This is a genomic window from Psychrobacillus sp., from assembly GCF_056205495.1.
This window is the reverse complement of the sequence record NZ_JBAEAP010000568.1, coordinates 1-7,572: the sequence shown is the minus strand read 5'-3', so window position 1 is coordinate 7,572 and position 7,572 is coordinate 1. Positions and strand designations below refer to the sequence as shown.

General features: G+C 35.6%; 5 protein-coding genes and 1 pseudogene. 1 reads left to right on the top strand and 5 read right to left on the bottom strand.

Translation table 11 applies throughout. The annotated features are described in order from the left end of the window. Positions 1-260: 260 nt before the first annotated feature. The 5 genes from AC06OU_RS15975 to AC06OU_RS15955 all read right to left on the bottom strand — a co-directional run bounded on the left by AC06OU_RS15975 (position 261) and on the right by AC06OU_RS15955 (position 7,152). Positions 261-1,124 carry a collagenase gene (locus AC06OU_RS15975; protein ID WP_475857093.1) on the bottom strand — a complete coding sequence of 288 codons (864 nt, stop codon included), beginning with the start codon at positions 1,122-1,124 and terminating at the stop codon, positions 261-263. A 371-nt stretch (positions 1,125-1,495) separates the two neighbouring features. After that, positions 1,496-2,485 carry a YecA family protein gene (locus AC06OU_RS15970; RefSeq protein WP_475857091.1) on the bottom strand — a complete coding sequence of 330 codons (990 nt, stop codon included), beginning with the start codon at positions 2,483-2,485 and terminating at the stop codon, positions 1,496-1,498. A 114-nt stretch (positions 2,486-2,599) separates the two neighbouring features. Next, positions 2,600-3,982, bottom strand: a complete 1,383-nt coding sequence (locus tag AC06OU_RS15965; protein ID WP_475857089.1) for a sensor histidine kinase — start codon at positions 3,980-3,982, stop codon at positions 2,600-2,602. Further along, complete coding sequence (locus tag AC06OU_RS15960) at positions 3,979-4,653, bottom strand: response regulator transcription factor (protein ID WP_475857087.1); 675 nt, start codon at positions 4,651-4,653, stop codon at positions 3,979-3,981. Before AC06OU_RS15960 ends, AC06OU_RS15965 begins: the two co-directional genes overlap by 4 nt. 396 nt (positions 4,654-5,049) lie before the next feature. Beyond that, a complete protein-coding gene (locus AC06OU_RS15955; protein ID WP_475857085.1) occupies positions 5,050-7,152 on the bottom strand; it encodes an MMPL family transporter in 2,103 nt (700 codons plus the stop codon). Positions 7,153-7,344: 192 nt separating this feature from the next. On the opposite strand from AC06OU_RS15955, the pseudogene AC06OU_RS15950 reads away from it, so the two are divergent. After that, positions 7,345-7,572 (top strand): annotated as a pseudogene (locus tag AC06OU_RS15950) (hypothetical protein); the annotation flags it as partial.

Below are 7,572 nucleotides of genomic sequence, written 5' to 3'. Positions count from 1 at the left end.
CGCTCCAATCAATAAATGGGAACAGCTTTAGCATCGATAAAGAACTAATAAATTTACTCGCATAAACAAAGCTAAAAAACTGTCACCAACCCCATTTTCATCATCTATTTATGTTCTTAATAGCCATTTGAAAGTTCAATTGTTTATGTTTACAGTCACTATAAAAAAGAATTGTTAGTCAAAATCAACCAATAACTTTAACAGAGCTTAAAATAAAAAGATGATTTCCGTTGCCAAGTGTACACTTTCCGCAGGCACAATCAATAAATACCTGATAAATTATTTATATCCATCTCGGTTGCACTTTTAAAGCCTTCATCAAAGTCACCTTTAATTTGTGTTTGAATAAGTATTTCATTAATAATATCATTATCAAATTTATTAATTAGGAATCTAATAGTTAAATACGATTGTAAATATATATCGAACTCAGGATTAGTTCGATAACGATCCCATTGTGCATATGTCGATAGTTGGTTTATAGGTAGTATTTTAGCATCTATATTGTAGTGATCATGACCGTCACTACCAAGATACTCCGCGACACCTTCCAAAAACCAGTATGGAATTTCTTTCTTAGTGATTGCTAGATCCGTTAATTTTTGCTCTAATACATAATGAGTATATTCATGTATTATATTTTTATTATATAACCAAACCATCGGGGGGATATTATTAAGAATAGCTTCTCGATCTTCGGGCAATATTCCCAGCATGTTCATACTATCAGCATTAAATCCTATAGCATAATCTAAATCAGAAAAACTTTCTATTTGACTCTTGTTTTCAAATAAAACTACGTCGTAGGGTTTATTATAAATACCAAAAAATTTTTCATTTAATAAAATACCTCGTTCGAGTGCAGTTTTGGTTGCTGGTAATAACTCTTTGTCTAATTCTAGATAATATATATTTAAATGCTTATACTCCACTTTATTATATTCTTTTAATAATTCTTCTTTTTTTCTATCTCTTTCTTCCACCTTTTCCCTTTCTATAGCCGTTAAGGCAGACACAAGCTGGGGCATGGTCTCTTTATACTTGTTTACCGCTGTTCTAATAAATAATAGAAAGATTATTAGTAACACTAGTAATACTAATATGTAGAATGTTTTTTTTGACAATTTTTATCCACTCTTTCCATCTTTTATTATAATACGGTTGGACTAGTTCATTTTCAATTCTATTTTCCCGAGTTTCTAATATAATCCAAGTATATTATATTATTTTGTTAATAGATTTTCTCACGGCTTTTTATCTTTATTTAAAACGTGCTACTGATCAAAATGACATTCATCTATTCCATGCGATGGACAAACCTAAAGGATTAAAAACATTGTCCCTTCAGGTGATGCTGACTTTTGCTGCCTTAATTCTTAAGAAGCTACTTGTAAATTGAAAAACAAAAAAAGAGTTGGAAATCGAAATGGTTTCCAACCCTTTTACTACAGTCTGAAGGTTATTTAGATTCTAGATAGCCTTTACCTATTTATATTTATAGTACTTTTTCTTCGTAATACGCTAATAATTCATTATAATATTTATTTAAAGAAGAAGTAGAAACCTCAAATGTCTCTGCAATTTCTTTAACAGTCAAGCTTAATGGTTCAAAGAAACCTTTATCTTGTCCAAATCTAATAGCCCCTGCAGCAATTGCCACTTCTTTTCTAGCATTGGGTTGTTGCTCAAACAAATAATCTTCTACCACTTCGATCAATTTTGTATAGTCACGCTTATTTTTTTCTAAAAAATCCATTGCCTGTTGAAGTACTCCAGCTTCGAAGAAGGTATACTCTCCCCCCTGATAGCCGTTTTTACCAAGAGCAATCCAGAGCTTCAAGCCGTTTTCCTTAAGAAACTCATTGTCTGTCGTATCATTGAGGGATTTAAATTCTTTCGTAAAATCCTCAAAGATAATCTTATGATCGGTAGGGAAGAACACAAGACTTGAGACAGCCAAGTAATGGTTATCTCCTTGTCCATCTGGAAGGATGAAACAATATATATGCATTCCAGTCGGAACTGGCTTATCGTTTTCTCTTCTAAGTAAAATTATTTCGTTTGTCAATATATGCTGAACTGTTAAATACTCTGCATCAACAGTAGTTACTACTCCAACGAAAGCACGGGGCTCACTCCAGCTATCTAACACCTTTAACGTGGAAGGTCTTGCTATTTTCTTTCGTTGCTTTTCTAAATAACTTGTCCATATATCTAACCGTTGGTGAAAGAAGAATTCATCCATCGCTATTGCTTCTATCATTTCCTGCTCCATAAAACTCTTTAAGGGTTTAATCCAATCAGCAGCAAACTCGCCAAATGCAGCATAATCCTTTCTTTCTGGATACTCGTCATAGAAGGTCTGAAGGACACGCTCTAATTCTTCTGTTTTAACTTCCTCTATAGAAATAGTCTGTTTAGACTCACAGCATTTTTTATATTTTTTCCCACTACCACATGGACAAGGATCATTTCGTCCTATCATTTAAAACACTTCCTTCTTATATGCTAAGTGCTTATTTTAACACGAATTTCATCCTAAATTAAGTTCTCCCCACAATAAGCAATGAAATAGTTAAATGGAACGTTTAAACTCGGTTTAAAAAGCTATTTGTTTAGGTAACAAAATAACAAATAAGGTCCCCTCGTTTATATTGCTTGTCACTTCTATTTTACCTTTATGCAATTCAACAATTTCTTTTACAATCGCAAGACCTAGACCTGAGCCTTCCTTTGTTCTAGATGAATCTATACGGTAGAATCTCTCAAAGATTTGGTCAATCTCCTCTTCCTTCATACCAATTCCGCTGTCTTGGAAGGAAATCCTTACATAGTCACTACCGTCTATCACTTTAATGGAAATTTCACCTTCTGCTACATTATATTTAATAGCATTCGTTAGCACGTTATCCCATACGTTTTCCAATAAATCTATATCTCCATAATACATAACGGGTTCCATCTCATAAGAAAGATCCATATTCTGCTCTTCTATTCGCCATCTATACTTGTAAATGACTTTCTTAAGCTGTTCGTCTAATCTAAAATCAGATTTCCTCACTGGTCTTGCAGATTGGTCAAGAGAGGTTAACAACAAAAGTTGCTTGGTGAGATTGGACAATCTTTTTGCCTCCTGATCAATCACCTGAATATAATTTTCTCTTTCTTCCTTACTAAGGTCGGTTGATTTTAAAAGGTCAGCGTACCCTTGTATATTCAAAAGAGGCGATTGGAAATCATGGGACACATTACTTATAAATGCCTTTCTTGCCTCATCATTAAGCTCAAGCTGTTTAACCATGTTAGAGAAATTTCTAGCTAGCTGCCCAAGCTCATCGTTACGGGTAATATCTAATTCCACTCGATAATTCTCCACCATTACATGTTTGGTTGCGTCATTCAATTGTTTAATTGGTTTAACAAGTTGCTTAGCCAGTAATAGCATAGAAGTAAGAATTATTACTGCAAGTGCGAGTAGGAAGCCTAACAGCAATAAATGCATATCAGAGAACAGTAGCTGGTTATTTGGACGAATAAATAAACCGTAAACTATTCCTTCATGCTCGAAGGGAATACCAACAGTATTTCTAACACTATTTGCATAATGATTAAAGATAAAAAACTTACCTTGATAATCACGCATCCCATGATAAATATTTCCGTTTAAGACTTCCAAACGAATTTCTTCTGGTAGCTCAGTATCTTGGAATGGTTCACCATAAGAATATTCTTCTTCATTTTCATTAATGACATATGCCTGATAACCCAGCTTAGTTATGGATTCTAGATAGTTATTGAAGCCCCCTCCATGCATTTTTTCTAAGACGGAAGTAATTTCTATAGCCACTCCAACGTTTTTCTCATCATTCTTTTCTTTAATTTGTATATTATAAACGATACTTACAATTAGAAAACCAGCTAGAATACTAATCCCAATAATAAACAAAGTGGCTAAAGTATATTGTCTATACAAGGATCTCATGGTTCTATCACATCCAGCTTATAACCAAGACCGCGTACTGTCTGAATCTCTATCCGAGCCTTTGCTTTCTCTAATCGTTGTCTTAAACGCTTAATATGTGTATTTAATGTTTGGTCGTCTCCCTCATAATCGTAGCCCCATACTTTTTCCATTAAACTAGTTCTTGTGAAAACTTGTTCTGGCTTAGAGGATAATACACTTAAAAGCTCGAACTCCTTTAAAGGCAGTAAGAGGGTTTGTTTACCTACGGTGACCTCATGGGTAGAGCGATTAATAGTTACGTTACCAATTACCATAATTGGCTTAAAGGTCTTGTCCAGTCTACGTAATATAACTGCAATTCTGTAAAGTAATTCCTTTGGCTCAAAAGGTTTTACTAAATAGTCATCTGAGCCTGCTAAAAAGCCTTGCTCCTTATCTTCTAATGCTCCTTTAGCAGTCAATAAAATTACCGGGATATCATATTCTTCACTTAAAATTCTCGTCAAAGCAAAGCCATCCATCCCCGGCATCATTACATCTACTACAGCTAAATCTGCCCAATCATCCTTTAATAAAGTGAGGGCCTCTTCTCCATTTTTAGCTGTTATTACTTCATAACCTGCCCTCTTTAAATGAATCATAACTAATGTCTGTATATTTACATCATCATCTACTACAAGGATATTCATGGATCTACGCCACCTTCTTTAATGCCTGTTTTAAAAGAGGGTGTTTTGTAAGCTACCTTACGAAACACCCTCTAATTGGTTTAAGTTATTATATCAGCTTACAGCTTACCTGTCGGGGCAAAGACAGGCGATTGCGCTTTTCTTGGTGTCTAGCTCCATCGCCTTGCCCCTCGGGGTCAAATGGGAAAATACTGCGGTGGCTGAGGTACTGCCTCCTCGTATTTTCCCATTTGCCTGTCGGGGCAGACATAGGCGCCTGCGCTTTTCTTGGTGTCTAGCTTCGGCGCCTTGCCCCTCGGGGTCAAATGGATAATAGCTCCGGTGGCTGAGGAACTGCCTCCTCGCTTTTCTCCATTTGCCTGTCGGGGCAGACATAGGCGCTTGCGCTTTTCTATATTACTTCTTATCTTTTTCGAATAGGAGTATTAGAGCCGGTAGAAGCATTCCGCGAACTAGGAATGTGTCTATAATAATCCCTATTGATACGATAAAGCCAAAGACGAATAAATCTGCTATTGGCATTGTTGTCAGTGCTGCAAATGTTGCCGCAAGGATGATACCAGCGGAAGAAATTACTCCACCTGTATTACGGATTGCAATTTCCAGAGCTTCTTTCACCTTGTATGTTTTACGTTCTTCTATGAACCTGGAGACTAAAATTATATTGTAGTCGATCCCAAGTGCAACTAAGAAGATGAAGGAATAAACTGGAACTCGCGTGCTTATTGCCTCGTAACCAAATAACACATCTACAAGGAAAATACCTAATCCTAATGCTGATAAATAGGAAAGAAGAATAGTTGCCATCATGTATAGAGGCATTTTCCATGATCGAGTCAAAACAAATAATAGAACTACTATTAATAATGTTTCTAATAACACTATTTTATAGATATCACTGCTGTTAGTTTCCCGCTCGTCTACAAGCTTAGCTGTAGTACCAGCAAAATGAATATCTCCATCAATTTCTGCAGCCTTGAGTATATCCTTACCACTTGTGCGCATATCACCCAAATGATCAATCGCTTCAGTCGAATAAGGATTGATATCAAATGCTAGACTATATTTAACTAAGGATTGTTCTTCATTAGCGTTAGTTAACCGCACAGAAGCTACATTCTCTTGCTCCTCAAGTAAGACTCTTAAGTCTTCTACTTGATCATCTGAAAGGTTTGAATTACTTTCTACTAAAATAGACGTAGGAGCAAGCTCACCTTTGTCAAAGTTAGATTCAACTATTTCATAACCCTCACGAGAAGGTAGGTCTTCTGGGAATGACTTAACGGTATCGAATTCAAATTTTAGATTAAACATATTTAAAGCAGTGATAACCATCAATACAAAGACAAGACCACCTGTCAAAAATGGTTTGTTAACAACAAATTTAGCAACTGGCCCCCATATGCCATGTTTTACTTCTTTTTGCTCTCCATACTTTGGTACTTTTGGCCAAAATGCTTTGCGACCAAACAAAGTAAATAAGGCAGGCACTAATGTAATGGAAGCAATCATAATTATAAATACGGCTGTACCAAATATCGGCGCAAAATTTTGATAATCACGGAAGTCTGCAAAGAATAGAACAAGCATAGCAGCTAGGACTGTTCCTCCAGCAAAGAATACTGGCTCACCAGTAGCACGCATTGCATATTTCATTGCCTCATATTTACTTTCATAATGATTCAACTCTTCACGATAACGTGAGAATACGAATAACGAATAATCAATTACAGCAGCAAACAATAAAATACTCATAATCGAAGTAGTAGAGTTATTAATTTCTAACCCGCCTGCTCCCAAAAGGGCAATCGTTTGGTTAGCTACCTGATAAACGATAACAGTTGCTAACAATGGGATAAATGCCAGCAATGGTGATCTATAAATAACTATTAATAATATTAAAATAATTACTATAGTAGCAAGTAACAATTGGATATCTGCCTGTTCAAATAACTTAACAGTATCTCCTGCAATACCCGCAGGACCAGTAATATAAAACTGTGTGTCCCCAGTGCTTTTAGCTATATTGTTCCCGATTTTAGAAGCCTCATCATTAATATCGGCATATTGGTCATTTCCTAATCCAGCCTCAAGATTCATGGGTACAATCATAGTAGAACCGTTCTCAGAGATAAAAGATGCTAGTGCTTGTTCTGGTAATGAAGCAATATCAACGATGGTGTCAATCCCATCAATATTTGCTTGTTGAATACCTTCAAGAATATTTTTTACACTTTCAACATTTACTTCTCCATCCTCGTTATGAAAAACTAGGATTCCAGGGGTTCCTTGATCATTAGGGAAGTATTCATCTAACTTTTCACTGGCAATTATAGAAGCTGCATCGTCAGGTAAAGATTGAAAATTAGTTACCTTATACTCTCCAAGTTGTGGCCCAGCACTTAGTCCGATCATGAGGACTAACCAAGCAATAATGGTAATCCACATACCTCGTTTAGTTGAGACCCAGTCAGTAATTGGGTGTAATAGTTTTTTCATATGAGCGCTTTTCCTCCTTCAAAATTTCTATCAAATAGTTAGTTTACAGAAGGTATATGAACTCTCTATGAACTTTCCTTTTACTTTTATATTCTTTCTATTCAAATTTGAAATATTCAAGTCTAAGTAAATTTACCACTTGTGGAAAAGATATTTAATCATTAAACTGAGGTTTTGAGAGGAGAGATAATAATGGAAAAAACTTGGAGTATACGATTAATTCGTTTTGCAGCATTATTTGGACTGATTGGAACTTATATTGGTTCACATATGGCGGGTCAGATGGACTACTCACTAAGACCAATACACGCTCACGTACTTTTAGTAGGATGGTTATCTGTCTTTGCATGGGGGATTTTCTATCAAGTATTTACAGTCAAACATAAATGGATGGTAACTGTACAAAGTATTAGTGCCATG

What these genes read in the sequence shown, in the direction of transcription:
- AC06OU_RS15965 (WP_475857089.1), bottom strand. Translation starts at nt 3,982, where the DNA reads ATGAGATCCTTGTATAGACAATATACTTTAGCCACTTTGTTTATTATT.
- AC06OU_RS15970 (WP_475857091.1), bottom strand. Translation starts at nt 2,485, where the DNA reads ATGATAGGACGAAATGATCCTTGTCCATGTGGTAGTGGGAAAAAATAT.
- AC06OU_RS15960 (WP_475857087.1), bottom strand. Translation starts at nt 4,653, where the DNA reads ATGAATATCCTTGTAGTAGATGATGATGTAAATATACAGACATTAGTT.
- AC06OU_RS15955 (WP_475857085.1), bottom strand. Translation starts at nt 7,152, where the DNA reads ATGAAAAAACTATTACACCCAATTACTGACTGGGTCTCAACTAAACGA.